The organism is Microvirga ossetica, from assembly GCF_002741015.1.
GTDB lineage: Bacteria > Pseudomonadota > Alphaproteobacteria > Rhizobiales > Beijerinckiaceae > Microvirga > Microvirga ossetica.
In genome coordinates this window covers 1,189,015-1,209,359 of sequence record NZ_CP016617.1, presented here as the reverse complement: position 1 = coordinate 1,209,359, position 20,345 = coordinate 1,189,015, and the positions used below count along the sequence as shown (strand labels likewise).

The following is a 20,345-nucleotide window of genomic DNA, read 5'->3' as shown; positions in this document are numbered from 1 at the left end:
GTGCTCACGATCCTCTGAAATCGTTGCTCACGGTGCCGCGAAATCGCTGCTCACGATCACGCGAAACACGCATGCACTCCCAGGTTGATAGCCACAGATCCTGAATTTTGGAGTGCCGATGCCCCGCTATTTCTTCGATACCTTCGATGGTGAAAATCTCCACTCAGATGAAACCGGCGTCGATCTGCCCGATATCGACGAAGCCAAGCGCGAGGCGCAGAAGGCGCTTCCGGACATGGTGAAAGATGCTCTTCCCGATGGTAACCATCGAACCTTTGTCGTGAATGTCCGGGACGAAACCCGGCAGACTGTGGTGAGAGCGGCGCTCTCACTGGTCGTGGAGGAAGGGACGTTCGACGACTAGGGTTCTCCGTTCGCCCAAAAAGAAAGCGCCTCCCTCAGGCGGCGCTTTAGGTACGATCCACGGGGCAAACCAGGACCGGGACCTGTGAATGCCTGCGGCTGGCTAATAGTTCAAAAGTCGTTCGAATTTATCCGGATATCGTGAGCTTGGAGATGGAAGTGGAGTTGCGAGAGTAGGTCATATCGCCGTTTTGCGCTCAGAACGTAATTTTTCCCTTTATCCAGGGCGTGTCGACCGCCTGTGACGCATCTCACTGATCAGGCGTCGTGAAGAGGGCCAAAGTGACCGTTCGCCATCGGAGAGCATCCTCGGCGGAAGCGAGCAGCCTAACTTGAAAGGACGTCTCATGAACGGCTACAATATACCTTACGATTCGAGCGGCAAAGAACCGCCTGCAATTGCTGTGGGAGAACCCAATCCGGGAGAACCCATACCTGTGGAGCCGAACGGCGGTCCTGGTGGCGACGCGGGCCCGCTATACAGCGGAAATCCGTTGTCACACCTGTTAGAGGGGCATCGTCAGCTTAACCGAAGAGTGACCAGGATCGAGCTATTTGTGAGGGATGAAACCGATCCGCGCCCCTCGTTATGCCCGCCACCGCTTTCCGGCTGAAGTGATCAGCTACGCCATTTGGCTGTACTTCCGGTTTCCGCTCAGCCTGCGCATGGTCGAGGAGATGCTGGCCGCCAGAGGCATCCTGGTGAACTATGAGACCGTGCGGCAGTGGGCGCTCAAGTTCGACCAGGGCTTTGCCAACCAGATCCGCAGGCGTCTTCCGGCAGCCGGAGACAAATGGCATCTCGACGAGGTTGCCATCAGCATCGCGGGTCGGAAGAACTGGCTTTGGCGTGCGGTCGACCAGAATGGGATTGCTCGACATCCTGGTCCAGAGCCGGTGCAATGCCAAAGCGGCCAAGCGTTTGCTGCGGAAGCTGCTCAAGAAGCACGGCATCGGCCCACGCGTGTTGATCACGGATAAACTGGCCAGCTACGCAGCCGCCAAGAGGGTCGTGATGCCCGGGGTGGAACACCGGCAGCACAAGGGCTTGAACAACCGTGCCGAGAACAGTCATCAGCCCACCCGGCGGCGCGAGCGGATCATGAAGCGGTTCAAGTCAGCCGGACAGGCCCAGCGCTTCCTCTCAGTTCACGATCGGGTTGCCAACCTCTTCCGCCGTCCTGCAAGCATCACCGCTGCCGCTCATCGCACATCCCGAGCTCAGGCCTTTCAGGCCTGGAATGAGATGACTGAAGCTGTCGCTGGCTGCTGATCTGACGGTCCTCACCAACCCGATCTATCTCACCTCGTTAAGTTGACGATGCCCCGTCGGGTCGTCTCCGGAGTTGCAAAGCGTGGGTCGAGCGCACAAGACAGAGCCAAGCGCGATCCTATGACTCGTCAATCACCGACTATGGCTCGTCACTCGCCACCGCCTGGGTCAAGGCACCTCTGAAGTCTGCGCTGCAAAAGGTAAAGCAGCCGGCTGCTCATAGGATGCGGTCACCGGTGCCGGCTTCGTGGGTTGCGGGCACAGGCCTGCCACCTGGATCAGGCCGAACCCGTACGTCGGATCCCACCCGGGCTTCCCAAGGTCGCGGGTGCGCGCTTCCAGGCCGGACTGAACCACTTTAGGGTCCAACGTGGGGTTGGACGCGAGCAACAGGCTTGTTGCGGCGGACACGAAGGGGACAGCATAGGATGTGCCTGACTTCAGGGTGCCACTGCCCTTCGACGATGCTGTCCAGATATTCACCCCGGGTGCAGCAAGGTCAACATATCCGCCCTGCGTGGCGCGCCGGTACACATTCAGTTCCTGATCCACTGCGGTGACCGCGATGACTCCAGGATAGGCGGCTGGATATGACGGTTCGGCGCCGGGGCCATTGTTGCCCGCGGCCGCAACGATCACGATGCCCTTGGCCTGGGCGGCCTCGATGGCGTTCTGGAGGACCTCATTCGGCGGACCTGACAGGCTCAGGTTCATGACCTGCACACCACGCTCGGCCAATGCCTCAACGCCGGCCACAAGGGACATCACGTCCGTCCGATCAGCAGTGCCGCCGTCGCGGTAGAAGGCATCCACCGCGACGAGCTTCGCGTCCGGCAGGAGACCAGGCGTTTGGCTCCCCCGCCGTCCGACAAGGAGGGCCGCAATCGCGGTGCCATGATCCTGCAACGAGGCATCAGCATGGGATGCAGGAGCTGGCAATACCTCGATCGCCTGGTCCTTCAAGGCTTCGTGCTCGAGGTTGATGCCCGTGTCGATCATGCCAATGAGAGGCGTCGGACCGCACTGAGCTGCGTTGGACGCTGACCAGTTCACGAGAGCAGTTGCCCTGCAATCAGGACCAGTGCACGTACCTGCGCCTTCATCGAGATAGTAGTAGTGATCGAAATCCGCTGAAGCCTGGGCATCGACGAGACGGACTTTCTGCCGCGCCTGCGTCAGGGAGGCGCCTTGGGGAATGCGCAGCCTGACCACCTGTGGGGTGATCCGGCCTTGCGTCCGGGTTTCGACGTGAAAGCCTTGAGCGGTCAGCTTGGTCAAGTCGTCCCGCGACAGGCCTGATGCCAGGATGAAGCTGGTGGATTGCCGCGGCTTGGGGCGGGGGTCGACAGCATCGGCCACACTCGCGGAGGCACTGGCGGTTTGCACGGACTCTGCCTGGGTCGATGCCCGTGAGGGAGCCTGCGCTGAAGCGGCTGCCTTAGAGGCTGCCTGAGCCGGGCTCGAAGTCTGCTGGTCCGATGCGGCGGCCACACCTTGGCTCGTCGGCGTTGGACTGGTGCTCGCCGCTGCCGGCGAGGGAGCTGGCGCCGGGCTCCCGATGGGCTCGGAGGATGCAGGGGCTGTGCTCTGGCTCGTCGGCGTTGGGCTGGTGGAGATAGCTTCTTGTGCAGTCTCTGTCTGGGGTGAAACGTCAGATGCTGCCGGTGCCGGTGAGGGGGCTTCGGTCGGGCTTGATGTTTGCTGCTCGGGTGCGGCAGCTACGCTCTCGCTCGTTGAGGCCGGGCTGGCCGGAGCATCCGCTTGCACGGCTCCTGATTTGTCTGTTCCCTGGGATGTCGCCGGGCTCTCGCTCGTTGAGGCTGGGCTGGCAGGGGTGTCCGCTTGCACGGATCCTGACCCTGAACCCTGTGATGTGGAAGCTTCCTGAGAGACGGCCTGAAGCTGGTCCGCTGTCGGCTGGGCGGGTGCCGTGGCCGTGACTTCGCTCGAGGGTGTCGGAGATGCCTCCGGAGTTGGGCTCGGTGTTGCCTGAGCAGGCGTGGGAACTGGGGCTTGGCTCGGGGTGGGGCTGGCGGAAGAGCCTACTTGGACAGCCTCCGTCTCGGCTGGTTCCTGTGAACTCGTCGGGGCCGGCGCGGGGGCTGGAGCAGGACTCGCTGCTTGCTCTTCAGGTGCAGCAGCCACGTCCTGGCTCGGCGGGGCCGGACTGGCGTTCGCTGGGACCGGAGAGATATCGGAGGGCTGTGTCCCTGTCGGTTGGTCAGGCCCGGGGACTGTATTCTGGCTCGCTGGGGTGGTGCTGGTCGGGGTGCCTTCCTGTGCGGTCTGCGTCTCGCTTGGCGGCTGTGATGGTCCCTGTGCCGCGGGTGACGCTGGCGCTTGGTTCGTCGGCGTCGGGCTGGCGCTCTCGGGTGTCGGAGATGCCGTGGGGGCCTGACCCACCGCCGCCTGCTCGGAGGCAGGGGCTGAGCTCTGGCTTATCGGAGCGGAGCTGTTGGGGGCATCTGCCCGTGCGGCCTGCGTCTGGGTCGAAGACTGTGGAGCCGCAGGCGTCGGGGCGGCTGTTTGATCGGTCGCGGGGGCCGGGCCTGCTGTTGGCTGCCCGGGTGCCGTGGTCGTGACTTCGCTCGTGGGGGCAGGGGAGGCCTCCGGAGGTTGACTCGGTGATGCCTGATCAGGCGCGGGAACTGAGGCCTGGCTCGTCGGGGCCGGCGTGGATGCTGGGACAGGGCTCGTCGTTTGCTCATCAGGTGTCGCAGCCATGTCACGGCTCGGCAGGGTTGGACTGGGGCTCACCGCGGCCGGAGGGGTTGCGGAGGGCTGTATCCCTGTCGGTTGGTCAGGCTTGGGGACCGTACCCTGGCTCGTTGGAGCAGCGCTGGTGGGCGCCTCTGCCTGTACGGTCTGTGTCTCGCTTGACGGCAGAGATGTTTCCTGCGCCGGGGTGGCGGGTGCCTGGTTCGTCGGTGTCGGGCTGGCGCTCGCCGATGTCGGAGAGAGCGTAGGGGGCTCTCCCACTGCCTGCTGCTCGGATGTGGGGGCTGAGTTCTGGCTTATCGTGGCGGCGCTGTTGGGGGCACTTGCCTGTGCGGCCTGCGTCTGGGTTGAAGCCTGTGAAGTCGCCGGCATCGGAGCGGCTGTTTGATCGATCGTGGGGGCCGGGCCCGCTGGTTGTTGGTCGGGTACCGTGGTGGTGTCCCTGCTCGTCGGTGTTGAGCCAATGGGGGCACCTGCTTCAGCCTTCGCCTGGGATGAGGCCTTTGATGTCTCTGGTGGTTGAGAGGCAGTTCTGGTCCGACCGGTCGTCTGCTGGTCGGATGCGGCGGACTTGCGCTGGCTCGACGAGGTTGGGCTGGTGTTCGCCTGCGCCGGGGAGGCAGTTGTGGTCTGGCTTGATGTTGACTGAGCCGATTTAGCGGCCCTGCCCTGATTTGTTCGGGTTTTGCTGGCGTTGGCCTGCGCCTTCGCGCTGCCGCGTTCGCTGTGGCCTGCCGTACTTGTCTTGGCGGAGCTTTCCGTACTGCTCGCAGAGGTCGCCTTGTCACCAACTCTCTGGGCACCGTTGGCTCTTTGCGCCCCAGCCTTGTTCCTGCCAGCGTTATCCTTGTTGGATCCTGCGCTGGCGGTGCTGCCGGCTACGTTTCTGCCTTCACGTGTCCTCGTACCGCTGTTCCCGCGAGCGCCATCGCTTTTGTCTCCGGCTTTGCCGCTGCTGCCGTCAGCATTGGTGTTGCCATGACCCGTGCCGTGTCCATCCCCGACGCCGCCAGGACTGCCTTTCGAGTTCCCTTTGGTGGCGCCGTTGCCTTTACTGTTCCCCAGGCCGGATCTCGCGTCGGCCGAGCCGGTTCCCTTGCTATCTCGGGCACTCCTGTTCCCGCCCCGTGCGTTGTCAGCCTTGCCTGGCCCTTTGCCGCCTCGTCCCTTGCCGTTCCCGTTGTTGCCTGACTTTCCGTCACCGGAGCCTGCGGACGAGTTGCCATCCGCGTTGCCTCCTTTGCCCTGGCCCTGGGAGTTGCCTCCGGCGCTGCTGTTACCGGCACTCGCCCCAGGGCTGGTGCCTCCTCCGGCACCACCGCCTGGACCTCCGGAAGGGCCGCCGCTTTGACCGCCGTGGCCAGGGTCGCCTTTGCCCCCGCCTTGACCGTTACCGCGCTCTCCGCCTTGGTTGCCCGCGCCTGGGCCGCCTGCGCCTGCATTGCCTCCGCCCGGATTGCCCCCAGCTTGGTTGCCTCCAGGCGAGCCGCCCTTGCTGCCTCCGGCATTCCCGTTCCCGCCGCCTGCTCCTCCAGCGTCGCCCGACCTGCCATCGCTGCCTTTTCCGCCGCGGTTTCCATCGGCACCGCCTTTGCCACTCCCGGCGCCTTTCCCGCCGCCATTGCCATCGCCACCGCGGCCTCCACCCCCGTCGCCACCGCGGCCTCCACCGCCATCGCCGCCATGTCCTCCACCCCCATCGCCCCCGGAGCGGTCACCGCCCTTGGCGAAGGCTGCCCCATCCAGGATGGGCACGCTGGCGCTATGGCCGAGGTCAAGTTGAACCCGAAGGGGAAGAGCAGCAGCGGTGCTTGCTACCGCAACGAGGATATGTCGCCACCAACGTGCCATGATCACCTCATGACGGCTTCAAATGCCCGGCTTCGCAAATTGCAGCGCGGCGGAGTAATGAACAGGGGCCGGCTCGTTGGTGCGCAGCATGGGACGCTGAAAACGCAACCTCCAACAAATCCGAGATGAATGAAAGCGATCTAATCCCTTATTGCATCAAGCGATAAGCTGAGCAGTATACGTGCTGTACTTAAAGCAATCTTCCTCAAATCTAGCACATCGGCTCCCATCATTAGGCATGTTGTCGTTTCTTGATCAATATTAGCCTAGCGATCCTTGATCGGCCCTATGCCGTCCGCTTACTCGGACATACTGATCCGTAGTTCTTAGGTATCAAACAGGCCTTCCGAACGGATCTTGGTGGTGACAACCAAAAAATGTCCTCAACTCGCCATGTGCGGGCCGAAATTCCTCCTTTGCGTTGGCCGGACATCTTGGGTTGAAGGATGTCACATGCAGCAGGACGAGTTCTTTCCCTTGGACGCAATTCCGCCTCGAGTGCGCAGGGCGATCTTGCAGGAGTTTCAGGGACGCCGACCCACCGTTCAGGAAGTCGCGCAAATCTCCGATCGCCACTGGTTGGCAACGCCCGAAGTCGGCCCCTCGACGCTGGAGAAGATCCACGAGGTCCTTCAACCACAGCCATATCAGGGTGATGGTGCCTTACCCAAAATGACTGATGCCGAATTGTTGGCTCGGCTTGAGTCCCTCCAGGAGGAGCTTCGGAGCATTCGACACATCCTGAAAACACGGATCGGTAAGACCTCGGGAAAGCTCCTCCGGAACCAAGGGCGTATGCGTTCCTTCCCTGATGAAGAAGCTGGTCTCCGGTCAGTTTGAGGGACCGTCTGGCCGTAGAGGTGTTCGATCTCGAACGCCCTTCGCATGGTCCAGAATTACTTCGAACTAAGCGCCCTGAACGGGAAAAACTGTCCCGAAGTCGACCATCAGCGTGGCGAGGTCAGCTCCCATCGCGAAACCGATAAGATTTCCGGCATCCGATTGCGAACGTCACCAGCTTTGAGGCGGCTCCGCCGCTCAATCAGGGGATTTACGGCAGGCAGGCATCTTTCGAATATCGCCAGGTTGCACTCATTTCGGACATCAACACGAAAGCTTGGATTGTCTCGTCAATCCGCTGCTACCGAGGCCGGATCGCTCAAACGCCGCCCGCCGGTCGCGGACTCAGAATCAACATGGATTTACCCCGACAGGCGGAACCCCGGTCGATATCTTTGCTCCCGCCGTTGGCAGCGACGACAACGACTTCTTCGTGGCGCGCGCCAAGCTGAACTTCAAGTTCGGCACCTACTGAGCACCAAGGACAGCAACACAGGAAAAGGCCCGGGGATCTCCTCGGGCCTTTTGCGTTACGGCCGAACCGCTTCCGACATAATCATTCGGGAGTACGGAGGTGCTGAGTGAACGGCCTGAAGCAACTGCGAGACCGTCCATCCATCCGCCGCATGCCCGAAAAATTTTCGCAAATATAAGGAATAGAACGATGGATGCCGACGTTTGCTAACAATCAGCGTCACTGAAGCCAGGACAGGGTCATGTCTCTCGATAGCGGATCACAAATCATCACTTCCGAGCCTGCGACTGTTCCCAATGCTGGGCCGTCGTTCCATCGTGCATCAATCCACTTCGCCGCCTCCCTTACGGCTCCTTCATCGGAGCAAGCCTTATGCGAGCCAACCCATGACACGATGGCGGCAACAACGACAGCAGACGACATGAAACGACGCATTGAGTTTGTGGCGCAGGCCATCCATGACGCCCAACCAAGTGCCTTCGCCTGGGACGCGGAGCCCGCGTTCGACAGGGAACGCTACCGGGAGTACGCCCGCAATGCGATCAAGCTTCTGGGCGAGGACATCGGCGTTCTCCTCTTCTCGTTGGGCGAGGCCGCCGCTGAGCAATACGTGGGTTAGCGATTGCCACGTCAGGCTACCGCCGCCGGACCTGTCAGGAGTGAGGCGCGCGGGGTACGGCGTAGGGGCTGCGCCGGTAGGTCAGGCGCCGAGCTGGAGTCAGCCGGCGCCTGACCAAATTCAGACTTCAAGCAGGGTAGGGGACTACGTACGTCGCTGGCGGCTATTTTTCCGGCATTCGGTAGCAAACGCCACCAGACTTGAGCGGACCAATCCGATAGGTTCCAGCTTCATCTCTGGAGCTGGACAACGTGAGGATTGAAGAGGAACTGAAGCGGAAGCGCGCCGATATGATTGTCGTAGTCGAGCAGTTGACGCTCAGGATCGAGACGGTCAAGAAGCAGGTCTCGGCCATCGATCAGGTGATTGCGATCTATGACCCGGCGCATCAAGCCTCATCAGCAGTGAAGCCGAATCGGAAGCAGGCAAGTCTGGTTCTCTCCGCGGCTCGGGGTCGGCGTGTCGCCCGTGGAGGGCCAAGGCTTCGCGCGGCCTACATCGAGGATGCGCAGTCCTTCCTGGCCTATTCGCTGGCACCGACAACCACCGTCGGGTTGATCCCGGCCGACGCTCCCGCAAACGGGCCGACGAAGGGCCTGGTTCTGCGCTGGGACGCGGAATGGATGCCGCACGTCTTCACGGCCCTGGAGTACCAACGGCAGACGCTGCAAGACCTCAGCACCCCGAGGATCAATACCTTGAGCCTCATCGAGGACATCGACGAGGCTCGTTCGGAATGGCTGGCCGCCACCGTCAACGTCTGGCTCGGGCATGGCATCGGTGTCTTCGGCACGATCGGCGGAGTAACCTCGGAAATTCTCGAAGGACGGGGACAGGGCGAACCGGTGCCGTACATTCCGGATCGGTTCGCGCGGGCCGGCGTGACGTTCGTCCATCCGAGCCGCCTGCGCTTTACCCTGACGCAGAACTACATCGGCAAACGCTCGGGCTCCTATGAGAACGACAGGCTGGATGCCTACTGGACGACCGACGCCGCGATCACCTGGGAGACGCCGGATCGGCACTTCCAGTTTGGCGTCACGGCGCTGAACCTGCTCGACCAGGATTATGAGTTCGGTTTCTACATCCCCGCCCCGGGCCGCACGATCGCCGCGACCATCAAGGCCCGGCTCTGAACGGATCGCCGATCCATTGAGCCCGCCAACGGCTTAAGGAATTCAGGCGAGGTTCAGCGGATCGCCGTCTGACGTGGAGTGCTGACGCCTCCGCCCTTCGGATGGGGGCATTGGCTGCCCTGTTTGGACCTTATCGTGCAACCTCGCGCAACGCATTTGCCTCAGCATCACCTACAAGGGGTTCTCCTGCTCCAACCGCTTGTAGATAGGCCGCCATCGGATCGCCGGCACCGCTCGGCACATACCCGGCATCTGTGGCAGCACCCGCCAAAGCGAAAGTCACATTCCATCCATCCCGAAGGCAGGCGACAGCATCGGCGATCTCCTTGGCATGGGCAAGTCTGAATTCGCGGCACAGGGAGCCATTTTCAAGTCGATAGGACGAGATCACACGCAGGCGGCCGAACGGCAGCTCCACTTCCTCGCCGGAGGCAACTCGGCTCAGTTCGCGATGGATCGCAGAATCATCCAGCCGTGCTACGAGATCGTCGGTTCTGTCGTTGCCTTGCCGACCCGCCCAGTAGCCGATGCCGCATGCGACGACGGCAATGGAGGCTGCCAGAGCCATGCGCAGGAGCCGCGGTTCAGCCCGAAGCCTTCGCTTACGCTCCTCCGCGAGGTTCGTGATGACGGTGCGATGCTCCTTCGCCTCATAGGCCTCGATCTGGGCCGATACAGCAGCGAGCAGGGCGGGCGGCACCTCCGGCATGAGCTCGCCGGAATAGGCGGTGCGCGTGAGCCGCCGGCTCTGCTGAAAGTCGACGATCCGCCTAGCGACCCTGGGATCGTCCGCCATCGCCCTTGCAACTGCCGCGGCAACGGGTTCGTCCAGTTCGCCGTCGGCGAAGGCCATCAGGACCTCGTCGCTGAGATGCAGCTCTGACATGATCATTGCTCCATGCTCGCTCTAAGCAGCCGCCGTCAGTTCCACGAGCCGCCTGCGGGCACGCGCGAGACGGCTCATCACCGTGCCGATGGGAACGTGAAGAATGTCTGCCGCTTCCCGGTATGTGAGGTCTTCGCCGCAGACGAGAACGAGAACCTCCCGCTGGTCCAAGGGCAGGCTGTCGATGGCACGCTGGACCTCCGACAGGACCAGCCTGCTGAGGATCGGCCCTTCGCCCGGGTCGCCGATCAGTTGCGTATGGGTCGTGATATCTTCCGCCATGCCTTCGGCTTTCGTTCGTCTGAGGTGGTCGATCCAATGGTTCCGGAGGATTCGGAACATCCAGGCGTCGAACCGGGTCCCCGGCGTCCAACTGTCCGGATTGGCCAGCGCGCGCTCGCATGCCCCTTGGACGAGATCGTCCGCAAGTGATGGTGAGCGGCAGAGCACCAATGCGAACCGCCGCAGCCGCGGCAGAAGCGCCACCAGTTCCTGTCCTATGGCTGTCGGCATTCCTGCTCCGAAGAGCCCCCTTGGTGCCATAACGGAGGAGCTAGTCGTTTTATTCCCGTCTCAAGAGAAAATTCGAGTGCAATCGCAACTTACTTGCATCATGTGGTGGGCCAAAGGTGGCCCGTCACTTCTGCTAGGGATAGCCGTCGCCGGACATCCCGGCCTGCACAGCCGCCAGGTTCGGGGGTTCCCTCCGACCTGAGCCATGACGGAGAGCATGAGGTTTTGTGGGGCAGACTGGTAGGTTCTGTTGCAAGCCGCGAGGTAGGTTGATCGGAAGCCGAATGAGGCCTCAGATCAGGCAACAGCGCTGAACAGAGCAGCAATGAAGTCGTTCTGGGCCTTCATGTCGTTCACTGATACGCTCGCCACTTGACCCTTGCGGACCATCGCCATGATTTCGTAGCCCGCAATTGTTCGGGAGGCCGTCATGAAGCTCTTGAAGCCCAGCCCGGGCCTGACCAGTCGCTTGATGCGCCGGTGATCCTGTTCAACGATGTTGTTCAGAAATTTCACCTGCCGGAACTTGGCAAAGCGCCAGAGTTCTTGACTCTGCTTCATAGCTTTAGCCGCGATTGGATAGGCGGCATTCTTGTCGACCGTGATGGTCCTCGGATTGACCGTATGCGGTTGTCGCAAAGCCTTGCGGAAGAAACGTCGGCCGGCAGCTGCATCCCGCTTGGGCGAGAGCAGAAAGTCGATCGTCTGCCCGACTGCATCGACGGCACGGTACAGATACACCCACTCGCCCTTCACCCGAATGTATGTCTCGTCCACGCGCCAGGATCCATTTGTCATCTGGAGATGCGGACGGATGCGCTTGTCCAGCTCGGGTGCATAAGCCTGGATCCAACGAAAGAGGGTCGTATGATCCACCTTGATGCCACGATCGGCGAGCATGCGCTCGAGATCGCGATAGCTGATTGGGAACTGCAGATACCAGCGGACCGCCCACAGAATGATCTCCGCCGTGAATTGTCGACCCTTGAACGGGTTCTTGCTTCCTTGCTTCACCGCCAGCCCCTCTTTACACCCTCACTTCATAGCGGGGGTAGACGAAGCCTCAAAGCTGCAACAGAACCACCGGATGGTCCTCGTCGAACAATCGCTCAACATCCAGCATGGTCCAGCACAGCTGGCGGCGATCAACGTGCACCAGCCGAACGCGCTTCCGTCGCGATAGGTCTGAGCAGGATGCTTGAACCGTCTCACTTGAGACCTGCGGATCGACAGGGGCCACCACCTGATCTCCCTCGAAGACTCTGGCTATTGTAGCACGTTCGAGCTCCCAGTGGATTTTCTCACAGGTCGAAGATCGTGGAAGGGTCAACGGCGACACCGCGTTCCTGCATCATGTCGGCGAGATCGCGATAGCTGATCCCATACTTGCAGTACCAGCGCACGCACAGCAGGATGATCTCAACCGGGAAGCGACGGCGCTTGAACAGAGACACGGGAGCGGATCCTTGATGAACCGCTCCTCGCTATACGGCCGGAGTTAATGCAACAGAGCCGCTTGTAGAGCCTGAACTCGCGTTGCAAGATATGACCACACCCAGCACAGCCCAAATCTCAGAATATACTGGATTCGACCGAGAGTAGATTCTCCGTCGTCACTCCTCGCTTAGGTTCGTGCATGGCAGTTTAGGCAAAAGATGCCGGAGTGTGAGTGAGTTCTGATCTTCAAGCCGGTGGGAGGCAACTTCGATGACGACAGGCATTCTTTGCGCGACTCCGGAGGAGTTAGACGCTCTTCACCACCGATTTGAGTTTGACGGGGAGCCGACCACGCTTGCTGGGTTTCAGTTCTGGAAGGGCAATGTCCCGGACCGCTCCCGACCTATCGTCCTGTCCCAGTCTGGTATTGGAAAGGTCAATGCCGCCACGCTGGCGACGATCCTGTTCACGACCTTCGGGTGGGATGATCTAATATTCTCTGGCGTTGCGGGAGCGCTGACCGATCTTGAAGTTGGCTCCGTGGTGCTGGTCACCAAGGGAGCCACCATGACTACGGGCTCATCAGCAATGGCGTTTTCACCTGCGTCCCAGTCGGTGACCTCCCGCTACCGGGTATTGCCCAGCCTTTACAGGATCTGCCGATCGTGTCCCGTGGCGTGGTGTAAGCGCGCCAGTCCTCGGCTGAGCCGGATTGATCAGGCGGTCACGGCCGACAGCCTGCGGACGGGATCATCGCTCAACGCGCTCAGACTTTCCAGCGACATGTAGCGCCGGCTCACCGCCCACTCGTCATTCTGCTCCAGCATCAGGGCTCCCACGAGCCGGATCACCGCCCGGTCATTGGGGAAGATCCCCACCACATCCGCCCTCCGCTTGATCTCGCCATTGAGCCGCTCGAGCGGATTGGTGGACGCAATCTGGCCCCAGTGCTCACGTGGAAAGCTCATGTAGACCAGCACCTCCTCGCGCGAGCGGTCCGTCAGCTCGGTGAGCTTGGGGCAGCGCTCGCGCAGGGCGTCTGCCACCGAGGCCCACTGCTCTCTGGCCGCCTCGGCCGTGTCCTGGGCAAAGATGGTCTTGAGCATGGCCACCACGGCTGGGCGTTGCTTCGGGGCGAGATGCGCCATGGCGTTGCGCATCCAATGAACCCGGCAGCGCTGGAGCGAAGCATGGAAGACCCGGTAAGCTGCCGCCCGCAGCCCCTTGTGATCATCGGCGATCACCAGGCTCACGCCGCGCAAGCCGCGGTCGGCGAGAGAGCGCAGGAAGGCGGTCCAGAACGGCTCAGCCTCCGAGGCCCCGGTGGCAATGCCCAGCACCTCACGCCGGCCATCCGTATTGACGCCCACCGCCAGTATTACGGCCGTGGAGACGATCCGGCCGGCCTCTCGGGTCTTCAGATAGGTGGCATCGATCCACAGGTACGGCCACTCGCCCTCGATCGGGCGCGAGAGGAAGGCGTTGACGCGCTCGTCGATCTCCTCGCACAGGCGCGAGACCTGGCTCTTCGAGATGCCGGACGCCCCCATGGCTTTGACGAGATCGTCCACGGAGCGGGTCGAGATGCCATGAACGTAGGCCTCTTGGATCACGGCCGTGAGCGCCTTCTCGGCGGTGCGCCGCGGCTCGAGAAAGACAGGAAAGTAGGAGCCCTTGCGCAGCTTGGGGATGGAAAGATCGATCCGGCCGGCGCGGGTGTCCCAGGCCCGCTCCCGGTATCCATTGCGGTGAGTGAGGCGCTCCGAGCTGCGTACGCCGGCGGGAGCTCCGGTCAGGGCCTCCACCTCCAGGCTCATCAGGCGCTCGGCGGCAAAAGCGAGCATGTCGCGGATGAGATCGGCATCGGCCCCCTTTTCGATCAGCTCGATCAGGGCCATTCTCTCGTCGGTCATCGTCGTCTCCGGGGTCAGGGTCAGGTGTCGCTACCCGAACTCTAACCGAAGACTGGCGATGACCACCTCATCGGTAGCCTGCTCCTACACCACGTCCCGGGACGCCACGTGTTCCGACCCAGGTTGAGCAAACGATGGAGCATCTCCGGGACCGGATGGCCGACAAGCTGACCATCCGGCTCGGCTCTGTACTGTCAGGGGACGTGTTCATCAACTGTCAGGACGCCCGAGCCCGCTTGAAGGCCCTTGGCGGGGATATCGTGGATATGGAGTCTACGGCGGTGCTCGAAGTCGCCCACCGTTTCGGAAAGGGAGCCTATATCATCCGCACCATCTCGGATGGGGCAGGGGATGACAGTCATCTGTCCTACGCCGAAATGGTGGCTATGGTGGCTCACAACTCGGCGCTCTGCGTCGAGGATCTGCTCAGGATCATGCCCTGACAGGAGCATCAGGCAGGCGCGGATATCACAGGAAAAGCAAAGTCGGCTCTCGTGCGTACCGGCTTGTTCGGCTTGGTGACTGCAAAAAGCCTTTGGCGCATGCTTTAACAGACTGAGACGAGATCGCTGAGGAGCGTTCACCATGAGAACCAATCTCTGTGAGTAGTTAGGCATCGACGTTCCGATCATCCAAGCCTCCATGGGCGAGGCGAGTTGCCCTCAGCTTGCCGCCGCCGTGAGCAATGCGGGCGGGCTTGGAATGCTGGCCCTCTCGTTCGTTGATCTCGATGAAATCCGCCGCCAAGTCCGCGAGACGAAGGCGCTCTCGCAGCGCCCGTTTGGGGTCAATCTGATCCTGGATTTTGATCAGCAGGAGCAACTGGCGGTCTGTCTGGAGGAAGGTGTGCCGATTATCTCCCTCTTCTGGGGTGATCCGACCCCGCTGGTCAGCCGCATTCATGGGGCCGGAGCGGTGGTCTTTCATACTGCGCCAGACGCTGCCGATGCTCGCCGAGCCGTTGATGCAGGGGTGGATATCATCGTGGCGCAAGGCTGGGAGGCGGGCGGGCACGTGCGCGGACAGATGTCCTCCCTGTGCCTGATCCCCAGCGTGGTCGATGCGGTTGCTCCAACCCCTGTCCTGGCTGCGGGAGGGATCGCAGATGGGCGAGGTTTGGCAGCGGTGCTCGCTCTCGGCGCATCCGGTGCGTGGATCGGCACCCGGTACCTCGCCGCTAAGGAAGCTGCCATCCACTCCCACTACCGCGAGCTTCTGCTTCGGGCGAATGGGACGGACACGGTGTATACGCAAGTGTTTGATGTGGGCTGGCCGAATGCTCCCCACCGGGTCCTCCGGAATACGACCGTTCGGGCATGGGAAGCGGCGAGTCGCCCGTGCTCTGGCAACCGGCCCGGCGAGGGAGAAGTGCTGGCGACCTCGCCATCGCGCGGTGAATTCGTGCGCCACCGGTCCGCGACACCGGGCGCGGATGCCAAGGGCGACATCGAGGCACTGTCGTTGTGGGCTGGCCAGGGCGTTGGACTGGTCACGCGGGTTCAGGGGGCAGCCGAGATCGTGCAGGAGATCATCGACGAGGCGCGTTCGGTGTTCCGATCCTGTGCGGCTCTAGCAGCCTCATAGCAAAGTAAATTGGCTGTCTCGGGCTTCTGATCGGGCTATACGGCGCACTTGTTTAGCTCTTTCGAGCGGGTTCAGCCCTGTTCTGCTTCTGCTCGCCTCTCGGAGCGGCGCGAGCCTTGCCGATCAGCGCCGCTGAGCGCTCCTTTGTAGCAGGTCGGACGGGCTGGCTCTGCCGCAACTGAGGCTCAAAGCTCTGTCTATTGAAAGGAAGAGCCGTGGCGGTGCATAAGGGCGGGTGCCTCTGCGGGCAGTGAGATACAAGACCCAGAACGACCCGCTTCGCGTTACGATCTACCACTGCAAGTTCTGCCAGCGTGCGACCGGTGCGGCCTACATGGTAGAGCCGATCTTCCGGGAGACTGACCTTCAGATTACAAAAGGTTCTTCAGCCGCCTATGATCATTGTTCCGGAGGTAGCGGCAAGCTCGTCCACATCCACTTCTGCGCCGTGTGCGGGACGAAGCTTTACCTGACGTTCGAAAGATTCGCCGATGTCTGCGGTGTCTTCGCCGGTACTTTCGATGATCCCAACTGGTTTGACATCAAGCCGGAGAACTCGAAGCACATCTTCATTGATGTGGCGAGACACGAGACGATCTTGCCGCCCAACGTTGCTTGCTTCAGCGAGCACGCGATGCGGAATGATGGCACTCCTCTCGAACCAGTCGTATTCGATCAGCCACAGATCGTCAGCAGTCGGCCTCTGTGATCGGGCCAGATCTCTTCGCCTGTAACATCGTGCGATCAGACGCGGCATTGGGTGGTCGCAGGGTCAAGGCATCATTGCGTCAGCAGGATTTGCTGGTGTCACGCGCGGTCAGTAGGCAAGCTATCAATCACCTCGCGACCGAAGACCGCTAACACCAGACGAGATGAGACATAGACTCGCTCTTATTTTCGCGCGTGACCTTTGCGGGATGCCGTGGCTCTGCTCGCACCTTCTTAATTTGCGTCTCATCAACGACGCACTCGGCTGCGCTCGATAGCGCCCTGATCCGGTACTGAGGTCCGTGCGATGTGTCAGGCAGTGCTTGGACAATCACGTAGGTATCAGGATTTGCTCGCCTGGGATGGGCTGGGAGGACCGTCTGTCCAACCTGAAATCTGTGCGTCATGGGACACCTCGCCTCGAAACCTCACCGCACAGCATTCAGGCCACCACCATCGCGGCGGGCAGATTCCCACTTTTCTGAACCTATGTAAACAGCTTCGCCGAAACTGGAGCGCCCGCTAAGGGCATGGCTGATCCCTCAGCCGCAAGAACAATGGAATCGCTGTCATCGCCGAAGGACAGGGGAAGGTTCCATGGTGTCTCAGGCGGCAGTCCCAGCGGCTGCGACAGAATCATCCTGACCAGGATAATGGAACGGCCTCAGTGATGGCACGGTTGACGGGGCTCGTAACCCGAGCAGCCGATTAGCCACAGATGCGCCGTCTGATGACCACCGGTTCCCCGAAGCGATTAATGCGCCGCGTGACCACCACCCGGCACCCCGGCGCGTAGTATCGCCGACCGTAGTAGGGTCGGCCATAGTACGGCCTCCTATAGTAGGGCCTGCCATAGTAGGGTCTCACGATTCGGCGCTCCACAGGCGGGCCGTAGCGATAGCCAGGACCGTAGTACTGCGCCTGGGCCGGAACGACCGTCGCGAGCGTGGCTCCGCCGAGGACCAGCGCAGCCAAGCCTGTCGGCAGCCATCCTCTCATCTTTGTGGCAAACGTCGTCACGATGCAGTTCCTTCCACCAATGATTGCCGAAGCGGGTAACGCACCAGCGCTATGAAATGCTCCTGAACGGCGCACTCGGGCGCGGACGGTTACGGGTCAGTGGTCCGGCTCAGGATCTCGGTCGTCCCGCCTTCCGTTCTGGATGATTGTAAGCCTCCGCATCGTAGCGCGAGGGGAAGGTCCAGTGGACTGTACCTTGGTGCTCAGCCCTTCCTCCCTGGAGGATGGTGAGCTTCCGCATCGTCGGCGGGAGGTTTGGGGAGGGCGGCTAACTTAACACAAGGAATCGTCAAGCACGCCTGTTCAGGATAGATTCAAGCTGGATGGGCGAAGGCTGATCGGATGACCAAGCAGGCCAACGGCAGACCGCTTGTCCTCGTCTTGGAGGACGAAGCCCTGATCGCGCTCACTCTCCAGGATGATTTGCAGGATGCGGGCTATGAAGTGGCTGGCCCCTTTACCACCTGTGCCGCTGCCCTGGACTGGCTCCAGACCGAGACGCCCGACACAGCCATTCTGGACGCGGCGCTGAAGGATGGCCCCTGCCGCGAGGTTGCTCTGGAGCTTAGCCGCCGTGAAGTGCCGTTCCTGATCTATTCGGGGCATCATGAGGACCGCCAGCTTCTGTCAGAGTTTCATCATGTGACTTGGATCGAAAAGCCGGTCCCATTTGCCGTCCTGGTTCGAGCCTGCCAGCAGCTTCTGGTCGGCGACGTCTAAATTGCTTGGGGACATCAGCCACTTCACTTGAACCTACCCGAATCAAGCACGTTCTCACGAGTGATCCCAGCGGACGGGCTCGTGTTGAACGATCAACGGCATCCCACCTGGACAGAGCGCGACCGGCTCGCAACGTTGCGCAGCTACCGGGTTCTCGACACGCCGCCAGAGCCCGCATTCGACGATCTGGTACAGCTTGCCGCTCAGTGCTGTCAGACCCCCATTGCACTCATCAGCCTCATCGACGAGCGCAGGCAATGGTTCAAGGCCGAAGTGGGGCTTGGGCTGCGCGAGACGCCGCTCGACCGCTCGATTTGCCTCAGCGCCATGCTTGAGCCTGGGCTAACCGTGGTTCCGGACCTGATCGAGGACCATCGGTTTGCTAGCAACCCTCTTGCGACAGCGGAGCCGCGCCTGCGCTCCTATGCCGGGGCGGTGCTGAGAAGCCCCCGATGGGGTTCCCTTGGGAGCCCTGTGTGTGCTCGATCATGTACCGCGTGACCTCACAGAGGAGCAGGCATCCACCCTCACCATGCTCGCGCGACAGGTGATGTCACAGTTCGAGTTGCGCCGTGCCATTGCCGAGCGGGATGAGCGATTGGAGGCGAGCCACAAGGTCGAGCAGCGCCAGTCTTTGCTGGTCCGCGAGCTTCACCATCGGGTGAAGAACACCCTGGCGACGGTTCAGGCCCTCGTCGGAGCCACAGGCCGGTCTACTGGCAGCTTCGACGAGTTCTATCGCTCGTTCTCCAAACGCATCTCGTCCCTGGCGAAGACCCACAACCTGTTGACCGAGGACTACTGGCAAACCGCGCCGCTGAGGGAGATCGTTCTCAACGAACTCAAGCCGTTTGCTGAAAGCCGAGTGCCCCGCTTCATGCTGTTTGGTCCGCCTGTTGAGCTATCGGCGGATCTGGCCGTGCCGGTCGGCATGGCGCTCCACGAACTGACCACGAACGCCATTCAGTACGGGGCTCTATCTGCTCCTGATGGCTATGTCGAAATCCGGTGGGATGTCGTTGCGGTCGAGGGCGTCCGAAAGCTCCATCTGGAATGGCAAGAGCACGGCGGGCCTCCAGTGAGCGAGCCGCAGCATTGTGGGTTTGGCTCGACTCTGCTTCAGCGGGTTCTGCCCATGCAATGTAATGGCAAGGTCGAGGTTCGGTACGGCCGGGCCGGTCTGCGATTTCAGATGGATGCCCCTCTGATCGAGCACCGGTTAGTCCCAGACTATTAGGTGCCCGGCTCTCATGATAAGTCTGTCACTCGCGTTGGCCATGAGGCGACTGAAGACGGATAAGCTGGCTGATATAGAATATAGACTGTACGAATCCCTCCTCCCGGTTGGAGCAGGATTATCAATGCAGCGTGATGCGCAGGCAAAGTGATATCCTCCCTCTTAAACGTCGGACTGGAAATTGGAGGTCACGGCTTCTGGGCTGGGCTGATCTGCGGTTCCTTCGCTATAATGGAGGTTGGGTCATGGGTCGCTCCTGATCCCAGGAATTGGTTACGGTGCTCACGATGGAGGCCCGAATGCCAAAGGTTCTTGAACCAAGCGCAAAGTGGTCAGCCGCACTCCAGGACGAATTCACAAGGAACCAGTTCAATCCCTGTATAGGGACGCGCCTCCTGTCACAAGACAGCCGGGTGCGGGTTTGGGAAGTGCGCCTGAAGCCCTCAGAGCGCCTCGGCTTCCATCGCCACGTGCTGGACTATTTCTGGGTCGCCACAACGCCCGGCAAAGCTCGCTCGAACCAACAGGACGGCTCGGTGGTCGAGGCCATCTATGCGGCGGGCCAGACGTGCCATCTCATCTACGGACCAGGACAGTTCAAGGTCCACGACCTGGAAAATATCGGAGATAGTGAATTCGTCTTTACGACGGTGGAGTTTCCCGACAGCGCAAATCCGCCTCTCCCTTTGTCAACCGAGATTGCGCTTGAGCCTCAAAGAGCTTGATCCGCGTTTCGAGCATCTGCTGCGCATCATGCGGAAGAGTCGGTCCAATCTTAGATCTGTTGCTTTAGAGGCCAAGCTTGGTGGCACGGAGGATTTTGGGAGAGCGGTCGAGCAGAGGCTGGATCTGGGCCTTATCTCTTCCCGCCCAGGATCACCGTCAGCTTTCGCAGCATCGGAGGGAGGTCCGGGGGAGGGAGGCTGGTAGCCTCCAATTCACTGAACCGAACCTCGCACTTGGGATCGTACTGGTTCGGAGGCCGCTCCCACGGGAGGGACTTCCTCGGGCAGTCGAGCGAGCCGGTACTGACCCCTCCGTTTAGGGCAAAA

At 61.4% G+C, this 20,345-nt stretch carries 19 protein-coding genes and 2 pseudogenes; 13 read left to right on the top strand and 8 right to left on the bottom strand.

What is annotated here, in order from left to right:
• Positions 1–118 precede the first annotated feature (118 nt).
• On the top strand, positions 119–364 hold the full coding sequence (locus tag BB934_RS33860) for a DUF6894 family protein (RefSeq protein ID WP_099514168.1): 246 nt from the start codon (positions 119–121) through the stop codon (positions 362–364).
• A gap of 563 nt (positions 365–927) precedes the next feature.
• A pseudogene (locus BB934_RS33855) lies at positions 928–1,636 on the top strand (IS6 family transposase).
• A 168-nt stretch (positions 1,637–1,804) separates the two neighbouring features.
• Here the strand turns inward: BB934_RS33855 and BB934_RS33850 are convergent.
• Both BB934_RS33850 and BB934_RS33840 read right to left on the bottom strand, forming a co-directional pair.
• The gene (locus tag BB934_RS33850) at positions 1,805–3,022 is read right to left on the bottom strand and encodes a S8 family serine peptidase (RefSeq protein WP_157934483.1); all 1,218 of its coding nucleotides are present in this window, start codon (positions 3,020–3,022) and stop codon (positions 1,805–1,807) included.
• Between the two features lie 2,210 nt (positions 3,023–5,232).
• Positions 5,233–6,039: a hypothetical protein gene (locus tag BB934_RS33840; RefSeq protein ID WP_157934482.1), complete on the bottom strand. Its 807-nt coding sequence runs from the start codon at positions 6,037–6,039 to the stop codon at positions 5,233–5,235.
• A gap of 619 nt (positions 6,040–6,658) precedes the next feature.
• On the opposite strand from BB934_RS33840, the gene BB934_RS33835 reads away from it, so the two are divergent.
• From BB934_RS33835 to BB934_RS33820, 3 genes are all read left to right on the top strand, one after another.
• Entirely contained in the window at positions 6,659–7,045 is a 387-nt protein-coding gene (locus tag BB934_RS33835; RefSeq protein ID WP_099514164.1) for a hypothetical protein, read from the top strand.
• A gap of 896 nt (positions 7,046–7,941) precedes the next feature.
• Entirely contained in the window at positions 7,942–8,139 is a 198-nt protein-coding gene (locus tag BB934_RS33825; RefSeq protein ID WP_099514328.1) for a hypothetical protein, read from the top strand.
• 251 nt (positions 8,140–8,390) lie between these two features.
• Entirely contained in the window at positions 8,391–9,275 is an 885-nt protein-coding gene (locus tag BB934_RS33820) for a TonB-dependent receptor domain-containing protein (RefSeq protein ID WP_099514162.1), read from the top strand.
• A gap of 130 nt (positions 9,276–9,405) precedes the next feature.
• On the opposite strand, the gene BB934_RS33815 is transcribed toward BB934_RS33820, so the two are convergent.
• The 4 genes and pseudogenes from BB934_RS33815 to BB934_RS47725 all read right to left on the bottom strand — a co-directional run.
• A complete protein-coding gene (locus BB934_RS33815; RefSeq protein ID WP_157934481.1) occupies positions 9,406–10,161 on the bottom strand; it encodes a hypothetical protein in 756 nt (251 codons plus the stop codon).
• Between the two features lie 21 nt (positions 10,162–10,182).
• Entirely contained in the window at positions 10,183–10,674 is a 492-nt protein-coding gene (locus tag BB934_RS33810; RefSeq protein WP_099514160.1) for an RNA polymerase sigma factor, read from the bottom strand.
• A gap of 297 nt (positions 10,675–10,971) precedes the next feature.
• Positions 10,972–11,688, bottom strand: a complete 717-nt coding sequence (locus tag BB934_RS33805; RefSeq protein ID WP_099514159.1) for an IS6 family transposase — start codon at positions 11,686–11,688, stop codon at positions 10,972–10,974.
• A gap of 296 nt (positions 11,689–11,984) precedes the next feature.
• Positions 11,985–12,128: pseudogene (locus BB934_RS47725) on the bottom strand (IS6 family transposase); the annotation flags it as partial.
• Between the two features lie 253 nt (positions 12,129–12,381).
• On the opposite strand from BB934_RS47725, the gene BB934_RS33800 reads away from it, so the two are divergent.
• Positions 12,382–12,900, top strand: coding sequence for a 5'-methylthioadenosine/S-adenosylhomocysteine nucleosidase family protein (locus tag BB934_RS33800; RefSeq protein WP_099514158.1), 519 nt, complete (start codon positions 12,382–12,384; stop codon positions 12,898–12,900).
• Here BB934_RS33800 and BB934_RS33795 read toward each other — a convergent pair.
• On the bottom strand, positions 12,828–14,024 hold the full coding sequence (locus BB934_RS33795; RefSeq protein WP_099514157.1) for an IS256 family transposase: 1,197 nt from the start codon (positions 14,022–14,024) through the stop codon (positions 12,828–12,830). The two genes, BB934_RS33800 and BB934_RS33795, sit on opposite strands and share 73 nt — an antisense overlap.
• 134 nt (positions 14,025–14,158) lie before the next feature.
• Between BB934_RS33795 and BB934_RS33790 the strand changes: the two genes are divergently transcribed.
• The 3 genes from BB934_RS33790 (at position 14,159) to BB934_RS33780 (ending at position 16,317) form a co-directional block, all read left to right on the top strand.
• The gene (locus BB934_RS33790; RefSeq protein ID WP_099514156.1) at positions 14,159–14,467 is read left to right on the top strand and encodes a 5'-methylthioadenosine/S-adenosylhomocysteine nucleosidase family protein; all 309 of its coding nucleotides are present in this window, start codon (positions 14,159–14,161) and stop codon (positions 14,465–14,467) included.
• 199 nt (positions 14,468–14,666) lie between these two features.
• Positions 14,667–15,608 (top strand): NAD(P)H-dependent flavin oxidoreductase, encoded by a 942-nt coding sequence (locus BB934_RS33785; RefSeq protein ID WP_335645645.1) that lies wholly within the window; start codon positions 14,667–14,669, stop codon positions 15,606–15,608.
• Positions 15,609–15,843: 235 nt separating this feature from the next.
• Positions 15,844–16,317 (top strand): GFA family protein, encoded by a 474-nt coding sequence (locus BB934_RS33780; RefSeq protein ID WP_472436439.1) that lies wholly within the window; start codon positions 15,844–15,846, stop codon positions 16,315–16,317.
• Positions 16,318–17,024: 707 nt separating this feature from the next.
• On the opposite strand, the gene BB934_RS33775 is transcribed toward BB934_RS33780, so the two are convergent.
• Positions 17,025–17,315: a hypothetical protein gene (locus BB934_RS33775; RefSeq protein WP_237050214.1), complete on the bottom strand. Its 291-nt coding sequence runs from the start codon at positions 17,313–17,315 to the stop codon at positions 17,025–17,027.
• Positions 17,316–17,678: 363 nt separating this feature from the next.
• Here BB934_RS33775 and BB934_RS33770 point away from each other — a divergent pair, with 363 nt between their 5' ends.
• The 4 genes from BB934_RS33770 to BB934_RS33760 all read left to right on the top strand — a co-directional run bounded on the left by BB934_RS33770 (position 17,679) and on the right by BB934_RS33760 (position 20,018).
• Entirely contained in the window at positions 17,679–18,056 is a 378-nt protein-coding gene (locus BB934_RS33770; RefSeq protein ID WP_099509086.1) for a response regulator, read from the top strand.
• Positions 18,057–18,137: 81 nt separating this feature from the next.
• Positions 18,138–18,557, top strand: coding sequence for a hypothetical protein (locus BB934_RS51180; protein ID WP_418294774.1), 420 nt, complete (start codon positions 18,138–18,140; stop codon positions 18,555–18,557).
• The gene (locus BB934_RS33765; protein WP_418294773.1) at positions 18,535–19,293 is read left to right on the top strand and encodes a sensor histidine kinase; all 759 of its coding nucleotides are present in this window, start codon (positions 18,535–18,537) and stop codon (positions 19,291–19,293) included. Before BB934_RS51180 ends, BB934_RS33765 begins: the two co-directional genes overlap by 23 nt.
• Before the next feature lie 299 nt (positions 19,294–19,592).
• Positions 19,593–20,018, top strand: a complete 426-nt coding sequence (locus BB934_RS33760; RefSeq protein ID WP_099514155.1) for a cupin domain-containing protein — start codon at positions 19,593–19,595, stop codon at positions 20,016–20,018.
• Positions 20,019–20,345: the final 327 nt, after the last annotated feature.